The sequence below is a fragment of the Halomonas sp. NCCP-2165 genome (genome assembly GCF_023708045.1).
In the GTDB taxonomy this organism is placed as follows: domain Bacteria; phylum Pseudomonadota; class Gammaproteobacteria; order Pseudomonadales; family Halomonadaceae; genus Bisbaumannia; species Bisbaumannia pacifica.
Genome location: NZ_BRCY01000011.1, coordinates 1 through 23,526, shown reverse-complemented (window position 1 = coordinate 23,526; position 23,526 = coordinate 1). Strand labels below are relative to the sequence as shown.

The 23,526-nt window shown below is 67.4% G+C and carries 21 protein-coding genes; 16 read left to right on the top strand and 5 right to left on the bottom strand.

Annotated elements, in window-relative coordinates:
- From rodA to lipB, 6 genes are all read left to right on the top strand, one after another.
- On the top strand, positions 1-1,161 hold the full coding sequence (gene rodA, locus NFU04_RS07585) for a rod shape-determining protein RodA (RefSeq protein ID WP_251308898.1): 1,161 nt from the start codon (positions 1-3) through the stop codon (positions 1,159-1,161).
- Between the two features lie 28 nt (positions 1,162-1,189).
- A complete protein-coding gene (mltB, locus tag NFU04_RS07580; RefSeq protein ID WP_251308897.1) occupies positions 1,190-2,218 on the top strand; it encodes a lytic murein transglycosylase B in 1,029 nt (342 codons plus the stop codon).
- Positions 2,215-3,138, top strand: coding sequence for a septal ring lytic transglycosylase RlpA family protein (locus NFU04_RS07575; protein WP_251308896.1), 924 nt, complete (start codon positions 2,215-2,217; stop codon positions 3,136-3,138). Before mltB ends, NFU04_RS07575 begins: the two co-directional genes overlap by 4 nt.
- A gap of 37 nt (positions 3,139-3,175) precedes the next feature.
- On the top strand, positions 3,176-4,366 hold the full coding sequence (locus tag NFU04_RS07570) for a D-alanyl-D-alanine carboxypeptidase family protein (RefSeq protein ID WP_251308895.1): 1,191 nt from the start codon (positions 3,176-3,178) through the stop codon (positions 4,364-4,366).
- A gap of 105 nt (positions 4,367-4,471) precedes the next feature.
- A complete protein-coding gene (locus NFU04_RS07565; protein ID WP_251308894.1) occupies positions 4,472-4,777 on the top strand; it encodes an HP0495 family protein in 306 nt (101 codons plus the stop codon).
- On the top strand, positions 4,777-5,427 hold the full coding sequence (gene lipB, locus NFU04_RS07560) for a lipoyl(octanoyl) transferase LipB (RefSeq protein WP_251308893.1): 651 nt from the start codon (positions 4,777-4,779) through the stop codon (positions 5,425-5,427). The genes NFU04_RS07565 and lipB overlap by 1 nt, the downstream gene beginning before the upstream one ends.
- Positions 5,428-5,535: 108 nt before the next feature.
- Here lipB and lipA read toward each other — a convergent pair whose 3' ends face one another.
- The gene (gene lipA / locus NFU04_RS07555) at positions 5,536-6,588 is read right to left on the bottom strand and encodes a lipoyl synthase (protein ID WP_251308892.1); all 1,053 of its coding nucleotides are present in this window, start codon (positions 6,586-6,588) and stop codon (positions 5,536-5,538) included.
- 175 nt (positions 6,589-6,763) lie between these two features.
- On the bottom strand, positions 6,764-7,747 hold the full coding sequence (locus NFU04_RS07550; protein WP_251308891.1) for a LysR family transcriptional regulator: 984 nt from the start codon (positions 7,745-7,747) through the stop codon (positions 6,764-6,766).
- Positions 7,748-7,902: 155 nt separating this feature from the next.
- On the opposite strand from NFU04_RS07550, the gene NFU04_RS07545 reads away from it, so the two are divergent.
- Together NFU04_RS07545 and oadA are read left to right on the top strand one after the other, a co-directional pair.
- Positions 7,903-9,306, top strand: a complete 1,404-nt coding sequence (locus NFU04_RS07545) for an acetyl-CoA carboxylase biotin carboxylase subunit (RefSeq protein WP_251308890.1) — start codon at positions 7,903-7,905, stop codon at positions 9,304-9,306.
- Between the two features lie 13 nt (positions 9,307-9,319).
- Positions 9,320-11,140: a sodium-extruding oxaloacetate decarboxylase subunit alpha gene (gene oadA, locus NFU04_RS07540; protein WP_251308889.1), complete on the top strand. Its 1,821-nt coding sequence runs from the start codon at positions 9,320-9,322 to the stop codon at positions 11,138-11,140.
- A gap of 55 nt (positions 11,141-11,195) precedes the next feature.
- Here oadA and NFU04_RS07535 read toward each other — a convergent pair whose 3' ends face one another.
- Positions 11,196-11,672: a methylglyoxal synthase gene (locus NFU04_RS07535; RefSeq protein ID WP_251308888.1), complete on the bottom strand. Its 477-nt coding sequence runs from the start codon at positions 11,670-11,672 to the stop codon at positions 11,196-11,198.
- 18 nt (positions 11,673-11,690) lie between these two features.
- On the bottom strand, positions 11,691-13,145 hold the full coding sequence (gene pyk / locus NFU04_RS07530; protein WP_251308887.1) for a pyruvate kinase: 1,455 nt from the start codon (positions 13,143-13,145) through the stop codon (positions 11,691-11,693).
- 345 nt (positions 13,146-13,490) lie between these two features.
- Between pyk and topA the strand changes: the two genes are divergently transcribed.
- The 7 genes from topA to NFU04_RS07495 all read left to right on the top strand — a co-directional run bounded on the left by topA (position 13,491) and on the right by NFU04_RS07495 (position 20,532).
- Positions 13,491-16,118: a type I DNA topoisomerase gene (gene topA / locus NFU04_RS07525; RefSeq protein ID WP_251308886.1), complete on the top strand. Its 2,628-nt coding sequence runs from the start codon at positions 13,491-13,493 to the stop codon at positions 16,116-16,118.
- 64 nt (positions 16,119-16,182) lie between these two features.
- Positions 16,183-16,641 carry a DUF6586 family protein gene (locus tag NFU04_RS07520; RefSeq protein ID WP_251308885.1) on the top strand — a complete coding sequence of 153 codons (459 nt, stop codon included), beginning with the start codon at positions 16,183-16,185 and terminating at the stop codon, positions 16,639-16,641.
- Positions 16,642-16,784: 143 nt separating this feature from the next.
- Positions 16,785-18,377, top strand: coding sequence for an ABC-F family ATPase (locus NFU04_RS07515; RefSeq protein ID WP_251308884.1), 1,593 nt, complete (start codon positions 16,785-16,787; stop codon positions 18,375-18,377).
- Between the two features lie 149 nt (positions 18,378-18,526).
- Positions 18,527-18,766, top strand: coding sequence for a hypothetical protein (locus NFU04_RS07510; protein ID WP_251308883.1), 240 nt, complete (start codon positions 18,527-18,529; stop codon positions 18,764-18,766).
- 169 nt (positions 18,767-18,935) lie between these two features.
- The gene (locus NFU04_RS07505; RefSeq protein WP_251308882.1) at positions 18,936-19,376 is read left to right on the top strand and encodes a hypothetical protein; all 441 of its coding nucleotides are present in this window, start codon (positions 18,936-18,938) and stop codon (positions 19,374-19,376) included.
- An 88-nt stretch (positions 19,377-19,464) separates the two neighbouring features.
- The gene (locus NFU04_RS07500) at positions 19,465-20,058 is read left to right on the top strand and encodes a L,D-transpeptidase family protein (protein ID WP_251308881.1); all 594 of its coding nucleotides are present in this window, start codon (positions 19,465-19,467) and stop codon (positions 20,056-20,058) included.
- Positions 20,059-20,268: 210 nt separating this feature from the next.
- Positions 20,269-20,532, top strand: a complete 264-nt coding sequence (locus tag NFU04_RS07495; RefSeq protein ID WP_146803191.1) for an Lpp/OprI family alanine-zipper lipoprotein — start codon at positions 20,269-20,271, stop codon at positions 20,530-20,532.
- Between the two features lie 508 nt (positions 20,533-21,040).
- Here the strand turns inward: NFU04_RS07495 and NFU04_RS07490 are convergent.
- Positions 21,041-21,505, bottom strand: a complete 465-nt coding sequence (locus tag NFU04_RS07490; RefSeq protein ID WP_251308880.1) for a helix-turn-helix transcriptional regulator — start codon at positions 21,503-21,505, stop codon at positions 21,041-21,043.
- Between the two features lie 356 nt (positions 21,506-21,861).
- Here NFU04_RS07490 and NFU04_RS16370 point away from each other — a divergent pair, with 356 nt between their 5' ends.
- Positions 21,862-23,370, top strand: coding sequence for a collagen-like triple helix repeat-containing protein (locus tag NFU04_RS16370; protein WP_285835130.1), 1,509 nt, complete (start codon positions 21,862-21,864; stop codon positions 23,368-23,370).
- Positions 23,371-23,526: the final 156 nt, after the last annotated feature.

The window sequence follows — 23,526 nt, the reverse complement described above, 5'->3', positions numbered from 1 at the left end:
ATGACGCGACTGGAACGGCTGGCCCCCTGGCGCACCCGGCCGGTGCGCCCCCCGGAGAGCGGCATCTCGCGGCGCCGCTCGCTGTGGAGCCGCCTGCACCTGGACCCCTGGTTGCTGGTGCTGCTGCTGATCCTGATGGGCGGAGGCCTGCTGGTACTCTACAGCGCCAGCGGCCAGCGCCTGCCGGTGGTCCAGGCCCAGGCGACCCGCTTCGCCGTGGCGCTGGCGGTCATGGCGGTGCTGGCGCGGCTGTCGCCGGCGACCCTGATGCGCTGGTCGCCGCTGGCCTATGGCGGCGGCGTGGCCATGCTGGTCGCCGTGGAGGTGATGGGCGACGTGGGCATGGGGGCCCAGCGTTGGCTGGTGATCCCCGGAGTGATGCGCTTCCAGCCCTCGGAGATGATGAAGCTGGCCATGCCGATGATGATCGCCGCCTACCTGTGTCGGCGGCCGCTGCCGCCGAGCTGGCGCGATCTGCTGATCTGCGGCCTGCTGCTGGGGCTGCCGGTGCTGTTGATCGCCCGCCAGCCCGATCTGGGCACCTCGCTGCTGGTCGCCTGCGCGGGGCTCTTCGTGGTCCTGCTGGCGGGGCTCTCCTGGCGCTTTATCCTGGCCATGGGGGCGCTGGCCGCCGCGGCCCTGCCGCTGCTGTGGATGAACATGCACGCCTACCAGCGCCAGCGGGTGCTGACCTTTCTCAATCCCGAGAGCGACCCCCTGGGCGCGGGCTGGAACATCATCCAGTCCACCACCGCCATCGGCAGCGGCGGCCTGACCGGCAAGGGCTGGCTGGAGGGCACCCAGTCGCAGCTGGAATTCCTCCCCGAGCGGCATACCGACTTTATCGTCGCCGTGCTGGGCGAGGAGTTCGGCCTGGTGGGCATGGTGACGATACTGCTGCTCTACCTGCTGATCATCGGTCGCGGCCTGTGGCTGGCCAATACCGCCCAGGACAGCTTCGGACGCCTGCTGGCGGGGAGCATCATCCTGACCTTCTTTATCTATCTCTTCGTCAATGTGGGCATGGTCAGCGGCATCCTGCCGGTGGTGGGGGTGCCGCTGCCACTGGTCAGTTATGGCGGCACCTCCAGCGTGACCTTGATGGCCGGTTTCGGTATTCTCATGGCCATTCAGGCCCACCGGCGGCTGCTGCCACGCTAGCGGCGGCAAACCAGGGAGAGGAGAGACCATGAAGCGAGTCAAAGCCGGCCCGGCCTGGCTGTTGGGACTGGGGACGGGGCTCGGCGTAGCGCTGTCGTCCCAGGCCGCCGATTTCGACCCGGCGACTCACCCGGGGGCGGCGACCCTGGTGGAGGCGCTGGCGGCCCGCGAGGTGCCAGCCGCCTGGACGAGCGAGCGACTGAAAGAGGCGGTGTTTCGTCAGGAGGTGCTCGATGCCATGGCCGGCGCCGCCGAGCGTCGCCTGCGCTGGGACGAGTACCGGGCCATCTTTATGCAGCCGGAGCGCATCGCCCGGGGCGTCGACTTTATCGCCGCTCACCGCGAGGCCTTCGAGCGCGCCGAGGCGCGCTACGGCGTGCCTCCGGCGATCATCGCCGCCATCATCGGCGTCGAGACTCGCTACGGGGAGGTGACCGGCCGCCACCGGGTGCTCGACTCCCTGGCCACTCTGGGCTTCCACCACCCGCGGCGCGGCGACTTCTTCCGTGGCGAGCTGGCCGCCTTCCTGGAGATCACCCATGAGCAGGGCGTGGAGCCCGGCGAGATGCGCGGCTCCTATGCCGGCGCCATGGGCTATCCGCAGTTTATTCCCACCAGCTACCGCGCCTATGCGGTGGATTTCGACGACGACGGCCTGCGCGATCTCTGGACCAATCCGGTGGATGCCATCGGCAGCGTCGGCAACTACTTCGCCGAACATGGCTGGCGCCCGGGCGAGGCGATCTACGCCGAGGCCGAGGGGCCGGTGGCGCTGCCCGCCGGCATCGACTTCAATCAGACGCGTCCCCCCTATGCCGACCTGGCGAGTCTCGCTGCCGCGGGAATCGAGCCGCGGCAGGACGAGCCGGCCCCGGCCGCCCGGGTGATCCCCCTGGCCCTGGACGCCCTGGATGACGCCGGCGAGGTGCGCTATCGCTATCGCCTGGGGCGGCACAACTTCTACGTGATCACCCGCTACAATCACAGCCATCTCTATGCCATGGCGGTCACCGAGCTGGCCGAGGCCATCGCGGCGGCTCGGGAGGCGCAGTCATGAGAGTCCCCTTCGCGAGCCTGCTGATCCTGGTCCTGCTGCTGGCCGGTTGTGCCGGGGGCGGGGGAGGCATCGCCACTCCCCCCGGCGCCGTGGAGGGTGACGAGAGCACCGAGCGGGCCACCGGACGCTATGCCCGGGTCAGCGATGCCTATCCGGAGGAGCCGCCGGACGTCTCCCGGGTGCCGGACGCGGTGCCGCGGATCGAGCCGCGCTCCCGGGGCGGTAATCGCTCCCCCTACCAGGTGTGGGGGCAGAGCTATCGGGTGCTGGACGATGCCCGCGGCTATCGCGGTGCCGGTATCGCCTCCTGGTATGGCGAGAAGTTCCACGGCTACGCCACCGCCAACGGCGAGATCTACGACATGTACAAGATGAGCGCCGCCCACCGCTCGCTGCCGTTGCCCACCTATGCCCGGGTCACCAATCAGGCCAATGGGCGCTCGGTGATCGTGCGGGTCAACGATCGCGGCCCCTTCCACGAGGATCGCGAGATCGATCTCTCCTATGCCGCCGCGGCGCGCCTGGGGATCCTCGATGCCGGCACCGGCCGGGTGGTGGTGGAGGCTATCGACCCCGAGGCGTGGCTGGCCGAGAATGGGCGTTCCGCCGCGCCTCGGCCGGCATCCGCCGAGCGCGGCCAGGCCCCGGCCGCCGCCCCGCAGGCGGCGTCCCCGGAGCCGGTCGTGGCCGCCGGCGACCCGGTGTTTCTGCAGGTGGCGGCCCTGGGGTCGGCGGGCAATGCCCAGGCCCTCAAGGCGCGCCTGGAGGCCGAGCTGGGTCAGCCGGTGCGGGTCACCAGTCAGGCCGGCATCCATCGCGTTCAGGTGGGGCCGCTGGCCGATGCCGGGCGCCTCGCCCCCCTGCGCGACGCCCTGCGCCGGGCCGGCTTCGCCCAGACCCTGATCATTCGTCCCGAGTAACGATTTCCCCATGCATCCTTCGATGAGATATCGCGTTATGAGTCAGCCGTTCCACCGTTCACCGTTGCGGCGCCTGCTCGCCACCCTGCTGCTCTGCCTCGCCACCCTGAGCCTGTCGGTCCAGGCCCAACAGCCGGCGCCCCAGGTGATGATTCCTTCGCCGCCGCAACTGGCGGCCAGTTCCTGGATCCTGATGGATGCCAACAGTGGCGAGGTGCTGGCGGAGCACAATGCCGATGAGCGCCTGCCGCCGGCCAGCCTGACCAAGCTGATGACCGCCTACCTGGTGGAGCGGGAGCTGGATCACGGCAACATCCGCATGGAAGATCAGGTCACCATCAGCGAGCACGCCTGGCGTACCGGGGGCTCCAAGATGTTCGTCGAGGTCGACACCCAGGTCTCCATTCAGGACCTGCTTTACGGCATCATCATCCAGTCCGGCAACGATGCCAGCGTCGCGGTGGCCGAGCACCTGGCCGGCGGCGAGCGGCCCTTCGCCGACCTGATGAACCAGCACGCCACCCGTTTGGGCATGCACAACACCAATTTCGTCAATCCCACCGGCCTGCCGGACGCCAACCACTACTCCTCGGCCCGGGACATGGCGACCCTGTCGCGGCATATCATCGACGATTACCCGGAACACTACGCCATCTACGCCGAGCGTTATTTCACCTACAACGAGATCCGTCAGCCCAACCGCAATCGCCTGCTGTGGCGTGACAGCTCCGTCGATGGCCTCAAGACCGGGCATACCGACGAGGCCGGCTACTGTCTGGTGGCCTCCGCCGAACGCGACGGCATGCGCCTGATCTCGGTGGTGATGGGCACCGCCTCCGAGGAGGCCCGGGCCCAGGAGACCCAGAAGCTGCTCAGCTACGGCTTCCGCTACTACGAGACCCTCGCGGTCTATGACGAAGGCGAGACCATCGCCACCCCGCGTATCTGGGGCGGTGCGGCAGACGAGCTGCGTCTGGGCGTCGAGCAGGCGCTGTGGGCCACCGTGCCCCGGGCCCGCAACGCCGAGCTCAATGCGCGGCTGAGCCTGCCCGAGTCCATCAATGCGCCGGTGGCCGCCGGCGAGACCCTGGGCACCCTGCAGGTGGTGCTCGGCGAGGAGGTGGTGGCCGAGCGCCCCCTGGTGGCCCTGGAGGCGGTGGAGCAGGGCGGGCTCTTCAAGCGCCTGCTGGATGCCATCCGCCAGTTTATCGGCGGCTTCTTCAACTGATCGCCTGCCTCGGGGCCCGAGCGTCATCGGGCCCCGACGTCTCCCTTGGTGGCAGGGGATAGGTTGAGTAGAATACTCGGACATGACTTGCGTCGAGTATTTCCCATGAGCGACAACTCCCTGCGTGACCTGCGCCAGGCCCCCGGCGGCGCGGCGCGCCCCAAGGTCGAATTCCCCTGCGATTACCCGCTGAAGATCGTCGGCGACGCCGCCGAGGATTTCCGCGAGACCGTGGTCACCATCGTCGAGACCCATGCCCCGGGCTTCGATCGCACCAGCGTGCAGGTGGTGGATAGCCGCAATGGTCGCTTCCAGTCGGTGCGCCTGACCATCACCGCCGAAGGGGAGGCGCATCTGCAGCGCCTCTTTACCGCCCTCAAGGCCACCGGCCGCGTGCATATGGTGGTGTGATGGCGAGCATCGAGCTGCATCGCCTCGGCCGCCGTCCCTATCTGCCGGTCTGGGAGGCGATGCGCGACGTTACCGACCGGCGTGACGCCGAGACCCCGGACCAGTTCTGGCTGGTCGAGCATGACCCGGTCTTTACCCAGGGGCGGGCCGGCAAGGCCGAGCACCTGCTGATGCCCGGCGAGATTCCGGTGGTGCAGAGTGATCGTGGCGGCCAGGTCACCTACCATGGGCCGGGCCAGGTGGTGCTCTACCCGCTGATCGATGTGCGCCGGGCCGGCCTCGGCGTGCGCGATCTGGTCACCGCCCTGGAGCAGGCGGTGATCGCCCTGCTCGCCGAGCAGGGCGTCGCGGCGCGTTCGCGTGCCGATGCCCCCGGGGTCTACGTGGGCGAGGACAAGATCGCCTCCCTGGGGCTGCGGATCCGCCGGGGCGCCAGCTTCCACGGCGTGGCCCTCAACGTCGACGGCGATCTCTCGCCCTTCCAGCGTATCAACCCCTGCGGCTATGCCGGCATGGCCATGACCCGCCTGGCGGATCTGGTCGACGACTGCCCGGACGTGTCGGCGGTGGGGGAGCGCCTGGCGCATTGCCTGGCCCGCGAGCTGGGCAGGGAGTTGGTCAGCGCCGAGCGCCCGGCTACGAGCGCCTAGTCGGCCAGTCACGGCCGGGAATGAATGCGAAAAACCCCATGGGTGTGTAACCCATGGGGTTTCTTCTATGACGCTAGCCTTGATGGTGCCCGGTCTTGCTGGGTGCGCTCAACCGACGTTAACCGCATCGATGCGATTGGGGTCGGCAGCCTGTCCGGGCACTTCGGCGGGGGCGGCCAGGCCCAGGTTGTTCTTCTCGAACACCCGGTCGGCGCGGTAGCTGGAGCGCACCAGCGGCCCCGAGGCCACTTCCATAAAGCCCTTCTCCAGGCCGATCTGGCGGAAGCGCTCGAACTCCTCGGGGGTGACGTAGCGCTCCACCGGCAGGTGGTTGCGGGTCGGGCGCAGGTATTGCCCCAGGGTGACGATATCCACGCCGATCTCGCGCAGGTCGTCGAAGGTGGCGAGGATCTCCTCCTCGGTCTCGCCCAGGCCCAGCATCAGGCTGGTCTTGGTCAGCACCTCCGGCTTGTGGCGCTTGGCGTGGGCCAGCACCTCCAGGGTCTTGCGATAGCCGGCACGGGGGTCGCGGACTCGCTCGGTGAGGCGCTCCACGGTCTCGACGTTCTGGGCGAAGACCTCCAGGCCCGAGTCGACCACCTGCTCGATGGCGGCGTGGACGCCGTCGAAGTCCGGGGTCAGGGCTTCCACCACCACCTCGGGGGTGTTGGCCTTGATGGCCCGGATGCAGGCCGCATAGTGAGAGGCGCCGCCGTCTTCCAGGTCGTCGCGATCCACCGAGGTCAGCACGATATAGCGCAGCCCCATCAGCTCCACGGACTCGGCGGTATTGGCCGGCTCCTCGGCATCCAGCCAGCCCTTGGGGTTGCCGGTATCCACGGCACAGAAGCGGCAGGCGCGGGTGCATACCGAGCCCATCAGCATGATGGTCGCCGTGCCGTTGCTCCAGCACTCGCCCATGTTGGGGCAGTGGGATTCGGCACAGACGGTGCTCAGGCGATGCTCGCTGACGTTGCGCTTGACCGCCTCGAAGCGCTCGCCGCCGGGGATCTGGGCACGCAGCCATTTGGGCTTGCGACCCAGCTCGGGGGCCTCGCCCTCCTGGCGGCGCTGCTTGATGCCGTCCTTGATGGCGGTGAAGCCGTGCTCGGTGCGGAACTTGGCGCCGCTGGAGATCGATTTCGAGGTGTCGTCTTTCATAAGGCTGTGAGCTCCTCCGCTGGGCGGCTGCCAGGGTCAGGCGCTGCGCCTCTCGTCTCCCGGGGCGGGGGACAAGCGGGGCGGGCCGGCGACCAGGTGGATTGCAGGCCGGTAATTTACCACAGCCGCGCCTGACTGGCACAGGCTGACCAGGGGGTAACCGCGATAAGGCGCATCAGGGTTGCAGCGGTAGGCAGGCCACGTCGTGGCCCGGCATCGGCGTCAGCGGTGCCTGGAAGTGGGTATTGAGCTCCGGGAGGATCTCCCGCACGAAGCGCAGGAAGAGCTCGGTGACCGGGGAGGGGGGCCTGTCCTTGGGGTGCACCGTGCACCAGGAGCGGCGCAGCGGGAAGCCCGGCAGGCGCGGCGAGGCGAGCAGCCCCGAGGCGATCTCCAGCTGCACCGCCAGGCGCGGCAGTACCGCCACCCCCAGGTGCGCCATGACCCCCTGCTTGATCGCCTCGTTGGTGCCCAGTTCGATGGTATGCGAGAGCGAGACCCGCTCCCGGGCGGCGAACTCTTCGAAGGCGGTGCGCGCCCCCGAGCCCGGTTCGCGCATCAGCACGTAGTGGTGGGCGAAGTCGTCCAGGGTCGGCGCCTTGGCGCCGAGCAGGGGATGGCCCGGCCACACCACCGGAATCAGCTCGTTGTCGAGGATCGGCATAAAGGCCAGGTTGGGATCGCTGGGCACCATGCCCATGATCACCAGGTCGTCGCGGCGTTCCGCCAGGCGCTCCAGGGCCTGGCCGCGGTTGCACACCCGCAGCCGTACCTGGACCTCCGGATAGCGGGCACGGAAGCGCGCCAGGATATGCGGCACCACGTACTGGGCGGTGGAGACCGCCGCCAGGTTGAGCTCGCCGCGGATGGTGCCGGCCAGCTCCGAGAGCTCCATCTGCAGGCTCGAGACCTGGCCGAAGATCGCCTGCACCGAGGCCGAGAGGGCGTCGGCGGCGGGCAGGATATGCAGGGTCTTGCCGGCATACTTGAACAGCGGCTGCTCCAGGACCTGCTCGAGCTGGCGAATCTGGGCGCTGACCGCCGGCTGGGTCAGGCCGAGTTGTTCCGCCGCCCGGGAATAGGACTGCTGGCGGTAGACCGCCTGGAACACCTGCAGCTGACGAAAGGTCAGGCGGTTGAGCAGACTGGGACGTGACATGGATGCGCTTCCGCTAGCTATAAGCCCTGCCTTATAGGTTGGCAAAAAAAATTCGGCTTTTCTATTGGTGTTGGCCCGGCTAGGTTAGGGGGTCGGGCTGGCCGCGGGCACAGTCTTCCCCATGCCCGCCATGGACGCAACCCTGGAGGGCCTGAGTGTTCACGAAGTTGTTGATCGCCAATCGCGGCGAGATCGCGGTGCGCATCGAGCGGGCCTGCGCCGAGATGGGCATCCGCTCGGTGGCCATCTATACCGAACCGGACCGCTTCGCCCTGCATGTCAAGCGCGCCGACGAGGCCTACTTCGTCGGCGACGACCCTTTGGCCGGTTACCTGGACCCGCGGCGCCTGGTGGACCTGGCCCGGGAGACCGGTTGCGAGGCCATCCACCCCGGCTACGGCTTCCTCGCCGAGAACGCCGAGTTCGCGCGGATCTGCACCGAGGCGGGCATCGTCTTTATCGGCCCCGACAGCGAGGCCATCGCCGCCCTCGGCGACAAGGTGGCGGCGCGGCGCGTCATGCATGGCGCCGGCATCCCCATTACCCCCGGGGGCATGGCGGCCCTGGGCGGCCTCGACGAGGCCCGGGCCCTGGCCGACGGCCTGGGCTACCCGGTGATGCTCAAGACCTTGCGCGGCGGCGGCGGGCGCGGCCTGCGTCGCTGCGACAATGCCACCCAGCTGGCCCGGGCCTGGGACACGCTGCCCGAGGAGAGCGGCGAGGCCGAGCTCTACCTGGAGAAGTGCATCGCCACCGCCCAGCATATCGAGGTGCAGGTGCTGGCGGATCGCCACGGCGGGGTGATCCACCTCTTCGAGCGGGACTGCTCCCTGCAACGCCGCAATCGCAAGCTGATCGAGGTGGCGCCCAGCCCCTGGCTGACCCCGGAGCAGCGCGCCTACATGGGCGAGCTGGCGATTCAGGCGGCCGCGGCGGTGGGCTTCGAGAACGCCGGCACCGTGGAGTTCCTGGTGCGTGGCAACGAGATCTACTTCATGGAGATGAACCCGCGTATCCAGGTGGAGCATACCGTCACCGAGGCGGTCACCGGGGTGGATATCGTCCGCGAGCAGATCCGTATCGCCGCCGGCCACAAGCTGGCCTTCCGCCAGGAGGATATTCGTCACCACGGCTACGCCATCCAGTGCCGCATCAATGCCGAGGACCCCAAGAACGACTTCCTGCCCTCCTTCGGCCGGGTGACCCGCTATTACGCCCCCGGCGGCCCCGGGGTGCGGGTCGATACCGCCATTCATACCGGCTACCGGATCCCGCCCCACTTCGATACCCTGTGCCTCAAGCTGATCGTCTGGGGCATGACCTGGGAGGAGACCCTCAACCGGGCGGTGCGGGCCCTGGACGACATGCGCTTGCAGGGGGTCAAGACCACGGCGGCCTATTACGAGGAAATATTGCGGCATCCGGCGCTGCGCGAGGGGCGCTTCGATACCGGCTTCCTGGCCAGCCACCCGGAACTGCTCGACTACTCGAGCAAGCGCCACCCGGAAGAGGTGGCCCTGGTGATCGCCGCCGCCATCGCCGCCCATGCGGGCCTGTAAGGACCAATAGAGAATGCCTGACACGACCGATCCGGTAAGACTCACCGAGCTGGTGCTGCGCGACGGCCATCAGTCGCTGATCGCCACCCGACTGCGTACCGAGGACATGCTGCCGGTCTGCCCGGCACTGGATGCCATCGGCTACCATGCCCTCGAGGTGTGGGGCGGGGCCACCTTCGATGCCTGCGTGCGCTTCCTCAAGGAGGACCCCTGGGAGCGCCTGCATCGCCTCAAGGCGGCGCTGCCCCGTACGCCCCTGCAGATGCTGCTGCGCGGCCAGAACCTGGTGGGCTATCGCCATTATGCCGACGACGTGGTGGAGGCCTTCGTGGCCCGGGCCGCGGCGGGGGGCATCGATATCTTCCGCCTCTTCGACTCCCTGAACGACTTCCGCAACCTGGAGGTGCCCCTGGCCGCGGTCAAGGCCAGCGGCAAGCATGCCCAGGCGGCGCTCTGCTACACGGTGAGCCCGGTCCACGATCGAGCCAGTTTCGTCGCCGATGCCAAGCGGCTGGTCGCCATGGGCGCCGACTCCATCGCCATCAAGGACATGGCCGGGCTGCTCACGCCTTACGCCACCTACGAGCTGGTGGCGGCGCTGGTGGATGCCCTGGAGGTGCCGGTGCACCTGCATACCCACGCCACCTCGGGGCTCGCCGCCATGTGCCACCTCAAGGCGGTGGAGGCGGGCTGTCGCCATCTAGATACGTGCAGCGGCGCCTTCGCCGGCGGTACCAGTCATCCGGCCAGCGAGGCGCTGGTGGCGGCCCTCCAGGAGACGCCCCAGGACACCGGTCTGGACCTGGCGGCGATTCGCCGCCTGGGCGATGGCCTGCGCGAGGTGCGCACCAAGTACGCGCGCTTCGAGAGCGAATTCACCCGGGAAGATATCGGCGTGCAGCTCAACCAGATTCCCGGCGGCATGATGTCCAACCTGGCCAATCAGCTGCGCGAGCAGAACGCCCTGTCGCGGATCCAGGAGGTGTTCGAGGAGATTCCTCGGGTGCGCGCCGAGCTGGGCTATCCGCCGCTGGTGACGCCCAACTCCCAGATCGTCGCCAGTCAGGCGGTGATGAACGTCCTGAGCGGCGAGCGTTACAAGGCGATCACCAATGAGGTGAAGCGCTACCTGCTGGGGGGCTATGGTCGGGCGCCGGGGCCGGTGGACGAGGCCCTGCGCAGCCGCGCGGTGGGCAATCAGCCGGTGGCCCAGGGGCGGCCGGCGGACCAGCTGCCGGCGGAGCTGCCGCGCTTGCGGGAGGCCATCGGCGACCTGGCCGAGCGCGAGGAGGACCTGCTGACCTTCGCGCTCTTCCCCGATATCGGCCGCGACTTCCTGGTCGGGCGCCGGGAGGGCAGCCTGGTGCCCGAGCCCCTGGAGGAGGCCGGCACCGCCCGCCGCCCGGTGGCCGAGGCGCCACCCACCGATTTCGTGATCGACGTGCACGGCGAGTCCTATGAGGTGCAGATCACCGGGGTGGGGCGCGACGTGGGTGGGCGTCGCCAGGTCTACCTGAGCCTGGACGGCATGCCCGAGGCGGTGGTCTTCGAGCCCCGCGCCAGTCAGCCGGCGCCGGCCGCCGCGCCCCGCGCCCGGGCCTCTACGGCCGGGCATGTCACCACCGCCATGCCGGGCACCATCGTCGAGGTGTTGGTGGGCGTCGGTCAGCGGGTCGAGGAGGGGCAGGCGATCCTGATCACCGAGGCGATGAAGATGGAGACCGAGGTGCATGCCCGCCTGGCCGGGCGGGTCGAGGCGGTGCATGTGGTCAAGGGGGATCGGGTGACCCCGGGGGAGGTGCTGGTGGAGATCGTCGGGGAGTCGGTCGGATAAGCGAGCCGCAGGCGAGCGCATCCGACATGGCGCCACCGAGGCTCGCGTACCCGACCTACGAGCTTCGTGAGCTGATCCAGCCGTCGGCGTCGGGGATCTCGATATCGACCGCCTCGGCCAGGCGCGGCGAACTCAGCAGAAAGTCGGCGCTGGCCATATTGCAGGCCACCGGCACGTTCCACAGCGCCGCCAGGCGCAGCAGCGCCTTGACGTCCGGGTCATGGGGCTGGGGGGCGAAGGGGTCCCAGAAGAACACCAGCAGGTCCAGGCGCTGTTCGGTGATGCGCGCGCCGATCTGCTGGTCGCCCCCCAGGGGGCCGCTCATCACCCCCTCGACCGCCAGCCCCAGCCGCTCGGCGACCCGCCGGGCGGTGGTGCCGGTGCCCAGCAGCTCGTGTTGGGCCAGGGTGTCGCGCCAGCGCTCGGCCCAGGCCAGCAGTTCATCCTTCTTGCCGTCGTGGGCGATCAGGGCGATGCGCTTGCGCTCGGGGAGCCGGCGCCGGCGCGCCTGGCGGGGACGGGATTCGCTCATGGGGCCTCCTCTCGCTGCTTACTGGACGGTCAGGATCTTCAGGGTATTGGTGCCGCCGTGGGCGTTCATATGGTCGCCGCGGGTGAGGATCACCAGGTCGCCGGGGCTGGTGATGCCGCGGGCCCGGAGCTCGTCCAGGGCGCGGGCGTTGAGCTCGGTGGCGTCCATGGCGCTGGTGTCGAAGAGCACCGAGACCACGCCCCGATAGAGGGCCATGCGGCGCTGGGCGATGGGGCTATGGGCCAGGCCGATGATGGGCAGGCCGGAGCGGATGCGCGAGGCGATCAGCGGCGTATAGCCGGTGGCGGTCATGCAGGCGATGGCGGCCACGCCCTCCAGGTGGTTGGCGGCGTACATGGCCGACAGCGCCACCGTCTCGTCGATCTGCGAGAAGCCCTCGTGGATGCGGTGCCCCGACTCCTGGGCGGTGCGCTCGCGCTCGGCGCCCAGGCACAGGCGGTGCATCGCCTCGATGGTCTCCACCGGGTAGTCGCCGGCGGCGGTCTCGGCGGAGAGCATCACCGCGTCGGTGCCGTCGAGCACGGCGTTGGCCACGTCGAACACCTCGGCCCGGGTGGGCAGGGGCGCGTTGATCATCGACTCCATCATCTGGGTGGCGGTGATCACCGCCCGGTTGAGCTTGCGGGCGCGGCTGATGATGCGCTTCTGCACGCCGATCAGCTGGGCGTCGCCGATCTCCACGCCGAGGTCGCCGCGGGCCACCATCACCGCCTCGGAGGCGCGGATGATGCCGTCCAGGGTCGCCGGGTCGGCCACCGCCTCGGCGCGCTCGACCTTGGCCACCAGGCCGATCTCCTTGCCGGCCTCGCCGAGCAGTTCGCGGGCCTCCTGCATGTCGGCGGCGCTGCGCGGGAAGGAGACCGCCAGGTAGTCGACGCCGATGTCGATGGCGGTCTTGAGGTCGGCCTTGTCCTTGTCGGTGAGGGCCGCGGCGGAGAGGCCGCCGCCCTGCTTGTTGATGCCCTTGTTGTTGGACAGGCGCCCGCCGACGGTCACGGTGGTATGCACCTCGGGGCCGTCGATCTGGGTCACCTCCAGCACCAGGCGGCCGTCGTCGAGGAGCAGGACGTCGCCGACCGCGACGTCGGAGGCCAGTTCCTTGTAGTCGCAGCCGACCCGCTCGGCGGTGCCCGCCTCGGTGTCCATGGCCATGTCGAGGACGAAGGCCTGGCCCTCGTCGAGTTCCACGGCGCCTTCGCTGAAACGGGCGATGCGGATCTTGGGGCCCTGAAGGTCGCCGAGGGCGGCGACGCTCTTGCCGAGGCGCGCGGCGATCTCGCGCACCGCCTGCAGGCGGCGGCGATGGTCATCGGCGGAGCCATGGGAGAAGTTGAGGCGAACCACGTCGACGCCGGCTTTGATCATCGCCTCGAGCACGCCTTCCTGGTCGCTGGCGGGACCCAGGGTGGCGACGATCTTGGTACGGCGCAGGGGGGAGGGGGCGATCGACATGCTAGGACTCCTCTGGAATCGGCGTAGTGTAAGGTCGGGCACGAGGGCCAGGCCGGTATTTTTTAATGTAGTGTTTTTACTACATCACAGTAGAGCATGCTCGAGGCCCGCTGAAAAGGGGCTCGCCCTGCGATGCCGAGGGAGTCTGTAACGCTTTGATGACGGTGAGATGACGCCTCGCACTCCTTGCCCGGCCCGGCATCGGCGGCTAGGTTCAGAAAGCGGCGGGCCTGGCGTGAAGGGATCGCCTGGGGTAGGGTAAGCGCATTTTTCCGTCGAAGAGCCCTTCGGCGAGGGATCGATGCCGGGACCCTCCGGTCTCGGGCACATAGAAAGTGGAGCACTATGGGCAAGTCACTGGTCATCGTCGAGTCACCGGCCAAGGCCAAGACGATCAATAAGTATCTCGGCAACGACTTCGTCGTTAAGTCGAGCGTGGGGCATATTCGTGACCTGCCGACCAGCGGCTCCGGCAAGGGTGCCGCGGATCCCAAGGAGCGCGCCCGCCAGGCGGCGGCGACCCGCAAGATGTCGCCGGAAGAGAAGGCCGCCTACAAGAAGCGCAAGGCCTGGGACCAGCTGATTCGGCGCATGGGCATCGACCCGGAACATGACTGGGAGGCCCATTACGAGGTGCTGCCCGGCAAGGAGAAGGTGGTCGCCGAGCTCAAGAAACAGGCCGAGAAGGCCGATGCCGTCTACCTCGCCACCGATTTGGATCGCGAGGGGGAGGCCATCGCCTGGCACCTCAAGGAGACCATCGGCGGCGATGCCTCCCGCTACAAGCGGGTGGTGTTCAACGAGATCACCAAGAACGCCATCCAGGAGGCCTTCAAGGAGCCCGGCAAGCTGCAGATGGAGCGGGTCGAGGCCCAGCAGGCGCGCCGCTTCCTCGACCGGGTGGTGGGTTTCATGGTCTCGCCGCTGCTCTGGAACAAGGTCGCCCGGGGCCTCTCCGCCGGCCGCGTGCAGTCGGTGGCGGTGCGCCTGATCGTCGAGCGGGAGCGGGAGATCCGCGCCTTCGTGCCGGAAGAGTTCTGGGACGTGCATGCCGACTTGGCCGCCGATGGCCAGGCCCCGATCCGCTTCGAGCTGGTGCGCCAGGATGGCAAGGCCTTCCGTCCCACCTCCGAGGCGGAGACCCTGGCGCGCATCGCCGCGCTGAAAACGGCGAGCCTGGCGATTACCGGCCGCGAAGACAAGCCGACTCGCTCCAAGCCCAATGCGCCCTTTATTACCTCGACCCTGCAGCAGGCCGCCAGTGGACGCCTGGGCTTCTCGGTGAAGAAGACCATGACCCTGGCCCAGCGCCTCTACGAGGCGGGCTATATCACCTACATGCGGACCGACTCCACCAACCTCTCCCAGGAGGCGGTGACCAGTGCTCGGGATTATATCGCCGAGGCGTATGGGGCGCGCTACCTGCCCGAGTCGCCCAATCGCTACTCCAGCAAGGAGGGCGCCCAGGAGGCCCACGAGGCGATCCGCCCCTCCGAGGTGACTCGCAAGGCCAGCGATCTGGCCGGCATGGAGCGGGACGCCGAGCGGCTCTACGAGCTGATCTGGCGCCAGTTCGTGGCCTGCCAGATGACCCCGGCGGAGTATCTCTCCAGCACCCTGACCGTCGAGACCCAGGGCTATGAGCTCAAGGCCAAGGGCCGGGTGCTCAAGTTCGATGGCTATACCCGGGTGATGAAGCCCGCCGGCAAGCAGGAGGACCAGTCGCTGCCGGACCTGGCCGAGGGCACGCCGCTGGAGCTGGTGAGCCTGGACCCCCTGCAGCACTTCACCAAGCCGCCGGCGCGCTTCACCGAGGCGAGCCTGGTGCGTGAGCTGGAGAAGCGCGGCATCGGTCGCCCCTCCACCTATGCGGCGATCATCTCCACCATCCAGGAGCGCGGCTACGTCAAGCTGGAGAACCGCCGCTTCTATGCGGAGAAGCTCGGCGATATCGTCACCGATCGCCTGGCCGAGTCCTTCCGCGACCTGATGGACTTCTCCTTCACCGCGCGCATGGAGGACAGCCTCGACCAGGTGGCCGAGGGCGAGCGCAACTGGCGGGAGCTGCTGGACGCCTTCTACGCCGACTTCAAGCGTCAGCTGGAGCGGGCCGAGAGCGACGAGGGCATGCGCCCCAACCAGCCGGTGCCCACCGATATCGACTGCCCCAGCTGCGGGCGCAAGATGCAGATCCGCACCGCGTCCACCGGGGTCTTCCTGGGCTGCTCCGGTTATAACCTGCCGCCCAAGGAGCGCTGCAAGACCACCATCGACCTGATTCCCGGCGAGGAGGCGGTGGCCGCCGACGCCGACGAGGAGGCCGAAACCGAGGCGCTGCGCGCCAAGCACCGCTGTGGGAAGTGCGGTACCGCCATGGACAGCTACCTGATCGACGAGACCCGCAAGCTGCATATCTGCGGCAACAGCCCGGACTGCGACGGCTATGAGGTGGAGCAGGGCAAGTTCCGCATCAAGGGCTACGAGGGGCCGGTGATCGAGTGCGACAAGTGTGGCTCTGAGATGCAGCTCAAGAGTGGGCGCTTCGGCAAGTACTTCGGTTGCACCAGCAGCGAGTGCAAGAACACCCGCAAGCTGCTCAAGAGCGGCGAGGTGGCGCCGCCGAAGATGGATCCGATTCCCATGCCGGAGCTGGCCTGCCAGAAGGTCGAGGATCACTATGTGCTGCGCGACGGCGCCAGCGGACTCTTCCTGGCGGCCAGCCAGTTTCCCAAGAATCGCGAGACCCGCCCGCCCCTGGTGCGCGAGCTCAAGGCCCATGCCGAGGCGCTGCCCGAGAAGTATCACTTCCTGCTCAAGGCGCCCAGCGAGGACCCGGATGGCCGCCCGGCCCAGATCCGCTTCTCCCGCAAGACCAAGAGCCAGTACGTGATGACCGAGGAGAACGGCAAGGCCAGCGGCTGGAAGGCGACCTTCGAGGGCGGCAAATGGCAGGTGGAGGACAAGCGCAAATGACCCGGGTCGAGGAGAACGGCAAGGCTCGCGTCTGGAACGTCACCTTTTCCGAGGGCGAGCATCGATGACCCCGGCGGGCCGTACCAACCAATTGCTCTATCAGGCCGAGCTGCTGCTGACGCTGTCGCCGGATGACGACGATGAACATGCCGAGGCGCGGCGGTGCGCCCTGGAGGAGGGCGCCTTGGCGACCCTGGAGCTGGCGCTCGACTCGCTGCTGCGGGAGGTCACCGAGCATGCTCGCCTCGAGCACCACGACTGGCGCCAACTGCTCGGTGGCGACGAGGCGGTGGCGGAGCTGACCCAGTTGCGTGCCCTGGCCGAGCGTCCCGAGAGCTGGCTGGCGCGGCTTTTGGCGCGCCTGGAGGCCCTGCATGGGGTCGAGGGGGCGGCCCGCCGCGAGGCCGGGGGCGGCCTGATCGCCGTCAGCGCCGGCGAGCCCCTGGCCCGGGAGCTCGCCGGGTGCCTCAAGGAATTCAAGGCGCTGCTGCCCGCCCTGCGCGAGACCAGCCAGGAGTGGTAGCGGGCTCGTACAGCTGGAGTGGCTGAGGGGCGCTCCTCGGCCATTCCCGCCGCGATCGTCTTGCAATAAGGCGCCCCCCGGTGTGTCGGGCCGCCATAACCGGTACAATCGCGGCCCCCTATGCACCGACCGGACCCTTATCCTTGATCTCCACCGCCAATATCACCATGCAGTTCGGGGCCAAGCCCCTGTTCGAGAACGTCTCCATCAAGTTCGGCAACGGCCATCGCTACGGCCTGATCGGCGCCAACGGCTGCGGCAAGTCCACCTTTATGAAGATCCTCGGCGGCGACCTAGAGCCCTCCTCGGGCCAGGTGATGATCGAGACGGGGGCCCGGCTGGGTAAGCTGCGCCAGGACCAGTTCGCCTACGAGAACGAGCGGGTCATCGATACCGTGATCATGGGCAATGCCGAGCTCTCGGAGGTGGCCGCCGAGCGCGAGCGCATCTATGCGCTGCCCGAGATGAGCGAGGAGGACGGCATGGCGGTGGCCGACCTGGAGGTGCGCTTCGCCGAGCTCGACGGCTACACCGCCGAGGCCCGCGCCGGGGAGCTGCTGCTGGGGCTCGGCATTCCCCTCGAGCAGCATGGCGGCCCCATGAGCGAGGTGGCGCCGGGCTGGAAGCTGCGGGTGCTGCTGGCCCAGGCGCTGTTCGCCGACCCCGACGTGCTGCTGCTCGACGAGCCCACCAACCACCTGGATATCAACACCATCCGCTGGCTGGAGGGGGTGCTGACGGCGCGCAACAGCACCATGATCATCATCTCCCACGACCGCCACTTCCTGAACAGCGTCTGCACCCATATGGCGGACCTGGACTACGGCGAGATCAAGCTCTTCCCGGGCAACTACGACGACTACATGACCGCGGCCACCGCCGCCCGCGAGCGCCAGCACGCCGATAACGCCAAGAAGAAGGCGCAGATCGCCGAGCTGCAGCAGTTCGTCAGTCGCTTCTCGGCCAACGCCTCCAAGGCCAAGCAGGCCACCTCCCGGGCGCGCCAGATCGACAAGATCAAGCTCGAGGAGATCAAGCCCTCGAGCCGGGTCAGCCCCTTTATCCGCTTCGAACAGGCTCGCAAGATCCATCGCAATGCGGTCAATGTGGAGGGGGTGACCCAGGGCTACCCCGGTGAGGCGCCGCTGTTCGAGGGCTTCGGCATGACCGTGGAGGCCGGCGAGCGCATCGCCATCATCGGCCCCAACGGTATCGGCAAGACCACCCTGCTGCGGACCCTGGCCGGGGAGCTTTTGCCCCAGGCCGGCAGCGTGAAGTGGACCGACAGCGCCGAGCTCGGCCACTTCGCCCAGGATCACGCCGACGACTTCGCCAATGACGCCACCCTGTTCGAGTGGATGTCCCAATGGACCGACGGCGGCGAGCAGGTGATCCGCGGGGCCCTGGGCCGCATGCTGTTCTCCAGCGACGATATCAACAAGTCGGTCAAGGTGATCTCCGGCGGCGAACAGGGGCGCATGCTGTTCGGCAAGCTGACCCTGACCCGGCCCAATGTGCTGCTGATGGACGAGCCCACCAACCACCTGGACATGGAGTCCATCGAGGCTCTCAACCTGGCCCTGGAGCACTACCCGGGGACCCTGATCTTCGTCAGCCACGACCGGGAATTCGTCTCCTCCCTGGCCACCCGCATCCTCGATATGAGTGAGTCGGGGATCATCGACTTCAGCGGCAGCTACGACGATTACCTGAGAAGCCAAGGCCTGTTCGGCTGAGCCGGCGTGCCCCGCCAAGCCCATCGTCGCCACCGATCCGCGGTGGTGGTCCCGCCCGGCCGGCGATGGTAGGCTAAGGGCATTACCGATAGCGGCCATGGATGTTGCCCATGGCCGCTTTCTTTTGTTATCGAATTGAGGAGGTTCGGGTGTCCGAGACCGCAGTCCTGGAAATCGTCGAGCTGGCCGATGGCGAGGTCGTGCTGCGCAGCGCTGAGGGAGAGGGCGAGCCTCTGGTGAGCATTCGCTTCTCTGCCGAGGCCGCCGACCTGCTGCGCCGCGCCCGTTTCGAGGTGGCTCAGGAAATGATCGACCACGCCCTGTCGCGCAGTCATCTGGTAGAGGGGGACGAGGAGGAAGCGCAGGCCGATCCGACGACCCTGCACTGACAAAGGCTTCCCCATGATCGCTCTCGCCGCCGCCCTCGGGCGGCGGCGTTTCCGCAGGGTTGAGGGGCGGGCTGGCGCAATTGGCCAAGCTTTGCTGGGATAAGGGTGAGTGCCCGCCCGGGACCGTCAGCATGGCACCCAGCGCATCGGGGTGCCTAAGGAGAGCGTCATGTCGAGACAGTATCTTTCGCTGGAGTTGCTTGGCTATTGGCGGGATGCCGACCGCACGGAGATCCCCAATGATGGCGGGGTCTTCTGCGTCTATGGGGGGGAGTACGATGAGGCCAGCGACGAGTATTCGCTGCATCGGTTGATCTATATCGGCGAGTCACGCAACGTGAACTATGCCATCGCACATCATGAGGCCCGCGAGCGCTGGCTCGCCAAGCTGGGTGAGCAGGAGGTGCTCTGCTACAGCATCGGGGTGGTCTACTACACCATGCGCGAGCGCTGTGCCGCGGCCCTGATCCATGAGCACCGGCCCCTGGCCAACGCTCGCGAGGCGATCGAGACCTTCGCCTACGACGAGACCGAGATGGTGCTGTCGGGGAAGACGCGGCTGCTCAATAACCACTTTGTCGTTTCCCCCGGAGGGGCCGAGGTGGGGTGAACTGAGCGCGGGGAATGGGTAGCATAGGCGTGAATTCCGCTCGGGCGCGAGGCCCCGAGTCCGTTTCGATGCCGCAAGAGAACCTCGAATGCGCTACCTCCTACGTTTCGCCGCCGTGGTGGGCCTGTTTGCCCTGTCGGCGTCTCCCGCGCTGGCCGGTCTCGACGACCTGGACCCGCGTTTCGCCCCCCGTCATGCCAACGAGCTCTGGCTGCTGGTGGACGATCGCAGCGCGACCCTCTATGTCTACCGCGGGGATCGTGAGCTGGAGCGGATGCAGCCGATCGCCCTGGGGCGGGCCGGGGTCGCGCCCATTCGCACCCGGGGCGATCGTCAGACGCCCAGCGGTGAGTTCCGTGTCGATCGCTTCAACTTCGACAGTCGCTTCCATATCTTCCTGGGGCTCGATTATCCGACGCCCTGGCATGCCCGCGATGCGCTCGAGGCCGGGATCATGAGCCAGCAGGAGTACGATGACTATTACGCCTATTTGCGACGCCACGGTCGCCCCCCTCAGGACACCATCCTCGGCGGGGATATCGGCATTCATGGCCTGGGGCAGGGAGACCCTGCCTTTCATCGGCAGTACCACTGGACCCAGGGTTGCGTGGCGGTGACCAACGAGCAGATCGAGCGCTTGTCGCAACTGGTCGACATTGGCACGCGGGTAGTGATCCGCTAGGCTAAGGAACGTGAAACCAAGATCTTCTGTAGTAGACAAAGGCACTAGGTCTATAATAAAACGGCGTTTGACTAAGACGGCTTGACCGTCCCGGTCGCGCTGGCCGAAGTGGAAGGCGAGAATCTCGCTTCGGTGGCAAGCAGATCTGCCCGGGGAGGCGTATCCCGTCCACCCCGGGCTAAACCAAGGAAGACCCTCAAGGAGAACGTTATGACCCTCAAGAGCACTCTGAAGCTGACCGCTGCTGCAGCCTCCCTGGCCGTCCTGGCCGGCTGTGCTTCTACCAGCGCCCTGGAAGAAGTTCGCATGACCGCCGAGTCCGCTCAGGCCGACGCCGCCGAGGCTCGCAGCATCGCCACCCAGGCTCAGAACACCGCCAACCAGGCTCAGCGTGACGCTCAGGCGGCCCTGCAGATGTCTCAGCAGAACCGCGAAGAGATGAACCGCATGTTCGAGCGTTCCATGTACAAGTAAGGCTTGTACTGGCAGTACACTGGCATCCCGGTGTGTTGCGGCAGGCATCCTGCCTGATTCAAGCCCCCCCGCCTCGGCGGGGGGGCTTGTTTTTATGCCCGATCGATAGGCTCGATTCAGCGAGACCGAGGCCTCAGGGGAAGCACCAGCGTGTAGCGGGGTGAGCCCCTGGCTCGCTGAATCACCCGCACCGGCTCACCGAGATAGCTTAACGGCTGGCTCGGTAGCCAGCGATCGAGCAGGTAGGCGTGTACTAGGGGGAGTCGTGATGGGTCATCGAAGGCGATCGAGGCGGCCAGGGTCTCGGGGGAGCTGAGGCGGTGATAACAGGGGCTCGGTGGCCAGGGGCGAGAGGCGTGGACTGGCAGGCCGAGATCGATGCGTTGACGGGCCCTGGGGGTGACGGCGGGATCATCCGCTAGTACCAGCACCGTGTCCTGGGGCTCGAGGTCTCGATGGCCATGATAGCGCTGACCAAGACAAGTCAGCTGTGCCGGTTCCGGGGCCCCTAGTGGCGTATTGCCCAGAGCGTTATTTCCGGATGGCGGCCAAGGATGACCTCGCCCATTTCATCCGGGAGTGGGCGGAGGGCCTTGGTATGCCGAAGGTGTCGTCGGCGAAATAGCGACGGGCTGATGCCGAAGTGTCGTTGAAAGGCGCGGCTGAAGATAGGGTGGCTGCGAAAGCCACAGTGGATGGCGATCTCGATAATGCGTCGTCGGCTGCGCAGCAGCAGGCGGGCGGCTTGTTCCAGGCGAAGGATGTTGCGATAGCGGCCGGGGCCCATGCCAAAGGCGCAAAGGAAGTGGCGTCGTATATGTGATTCCGAGTAGCCCAGGTAGGCGGCGAGCTCGCGGATGGTATTGGGCTGGGCCTTGGTGCTGTCCAGCCACAGTTCGGCGGCACGGATTTCGGCGCTGATAGCGGTATCGGGAGTGGGCCGGTGCCGGTCGGGAGCCTGATATCCATTCATCGTCTTTCGTCACGCCCCTGGCAGATTCCGCCCATAAAGAGAGTTCCGGTATGTCGGTCGATGGCGGGGTTTGATGCTCTCGCGGTGATGACCGGAACTGCAAAGCAATTGGATGCTGGTTATTTGATGCTCTTCAATAAATAACTGCCATTGCCGGGTTGTGAATGGCGGTGTAGTCCCATTTTGCAGTGTCATGTAAGCCATGTCCTCACTTCGTGTCCCGTGCCTTTCTGAATGGCAGAAGGGCGGCTTACGCTTGCCTCACAGGAAAAACTTAAATAATTGCGTGAGTGAGGTAAGCGATAATGAGTACGAAGGGAACTCGTCTATTTCCTCTGGCCGCCCTGGTGGTTGCCATGTCACTCGCCGGCTGCAGCGGGAGCAGCTCCCTCACCGTTCCGGGAGGCGGTGGCTCCGATGGCGGCTCGGACACTGGTGGCGGTGGCGGTGGCGGTGGCGATAACGGTGGCGGTGATACCGGCCAGACGACAGATACGAGCCTGGAACGGGTCGTACAGGATGCCGGCGATGCCACTCAAGGGCTTGGTGATACCGTCAAGGTACTGGGTGATGGCCTGAGCCAGCAGGAAGTTCCTCTGGTGGGTGGCGTCACCGATGGCACGGGCCAGGTGCTGGTGCACCTGGGCGATGGTGTCAATAGCCTTTCCTCCGGGTTGAATGATGGCCTGGGCAGCTTTTCCGAGAATGACAATGCCTTGGGTACCACCCTGGCCGGAGCCACCGGCGCCGTCTCCGATACGGGCCGAGCCGTAGGGGCCCTCGGGGCTACCGTCGAGTCACTCAATACCCTGCCCGTGCTGATGCAGGTCGATGCGTCGACCGGGCTGGTGACCACGCTCGGCAAGACCGTCGGCGAGCTTGGGGCGACCGTGACCCATGTTGGCGATGTGTTGACTCTGACGCTGACGGCCGAGGATGGCCATCTGGCCGGCCTGACCCGTGAGTTGAGCGCGGTCGTTCGTCCGGTCCTAGCCTCCGTCGAGGGAACCACGCAGCACCTTGGCGACGCCTTGATCGTGGGGCCGGTGGCCAATGACCTGCTGGGTCAGGTTGGGGGCGTGGTGATCGGGCTTGGCGACACCCTGGGAGGGTCGGATCCGCTGCTTGCCGGCCTGGGCGGCACGGTCACCGGTACGGGCAACCTGGTAGGCGACCTGGGGGGGCTGCTGACGGCAGGCGAGGGCACTGACCTGCTGGGCGACGGCCTGTTGGATGGCCTGCTGGGGGGAGAGGGCGGACTCCTCGGCAGCGAAGCCGGCTTGCTTGGTGGCTTGTTGGGCAATGATGGTGGTCTTCTCGGTGGGTTGACCGGTGATCTGCTGAATGGCGAGGGTGGCCTCCTCGGTGGGGTAACCGGCACCGTCGATGGCGTGACCGGCGGCCTATTGGGCGGTGAAGGTGGCCTGCTGGGCGGCGATGGTGGGCTCCTCGGTGGAGTGACCGGCACCGTCGATGGCGTGACCGGCGGCCTATTGGGCGGTGAAGGTGGACTGCTGGGCGGCGAGGGTGGCCTCCTCGGTGGGGTAACCGGCACCGTCGATGGCGTGACCGGCGGCCTGCTGGGCGGTGAAGGTGGACTGCTGGGCGGCGATGGTGGCCTCCTCGGTGGGGTAACCGGTACCGTCGATGGCGTGACCGGCGGCCTGCTGGGCGGCGATGGCGGCCTGCTCGGAGGAGTGACCGGCACCGTCGATGGCGTGACCGGCGGTCTCCTGAGCGGCGAAGAAGGCGGGCTGCTCGGAGGAGACCAGGGTGGGCTCTTGGGCGGTGTCACGGGTACCGTGGATGGCGTGACCGGTGGGCTCCTGGGTGGTGGCCTGCTGGGCGGCTCACGGGAGCCATAAGCTTAAGGCGGCGAATTATTTCGCCGCCTTAACTGTAGGGTCCCGGATGATCAAATGAGCTATAGGAGTTATCCTCTGCTGGCAGCCAGAGAGCTTCTACAGCAATTCATTTGGGAGCAGGTTCATGGACATCAAGCTGCATAAGCAGGCCACCAC